This window comes from Vibrio sp. 10N.261.45.E2 (assembly GCF_002875705.1).
In the GTDB taxonomy this organism is placed as follows: Bacteria; Pseudomonadota; Gammaproteobacteria; order Enterobacterales; family Vibrionaceae; genus Vibrio.
The window spans coordinates 1-447 of sequence record NZ_MCZZ01000139.1 but is presented as its reverse complement, the minus strand read 5'-3'; the positions used below and the strand labels follow the sequence as shown (position 1 = coordinate 447).

1 protein-coding gene is annotated in these 447 nt (G+C 43.2%); it reads right to left on the bottom strand.

Going from position 1 to position 447, the window contains the following annotated elements:
* Nucleotides 1-20 precede the first annotated feature (20 nt).
* The coding region (locus BCT34_RS16545) for a transposase (protein WP_157936604.1) at nucleotides 21-447 on the bottom strand (427 nt) is incomplete at its 5' end.

Sequence of the window (447 nt, the reverse complement as noted above, 5' to 3'; positions counted from 1 at the left end):
TAATGCCGTTCGGATAAGCATTACTGCTTGAACCTAAACGGATATTTGGCTGGAACAAAGAGGACTGAACGTGGAAACGTTCGGTCCTTTCTTTTATCTGGAAGAATGAAGTGGCTTAAACTTTCTCTCATCCTTTTCAGTTTTACAGGTAAAGTTCCGTCTGGACTTAAAGCTAACCAACGTAACTGAGCATCTATAAGGTTAATTGCAGCAGTAAAGCTTACCCTAGTCGCTCGAACCCCGGCTTCTGAAGCTATCTTAACCATCTCTAATCGCACTAAGTTATAGGCAAGTAATACGCCCCAAAGCTCTTGCTTCACACCGGCAGAAAAACGACTTCGTAAAGTGACGTGACTTTGCAGTTGAGTCTGTTTAATTTCACCATAACCCTCTTCAATCTCCCAGCGTTGCCAATAAACACGCAGCAGGCTTTCTAGCGAGTATTTG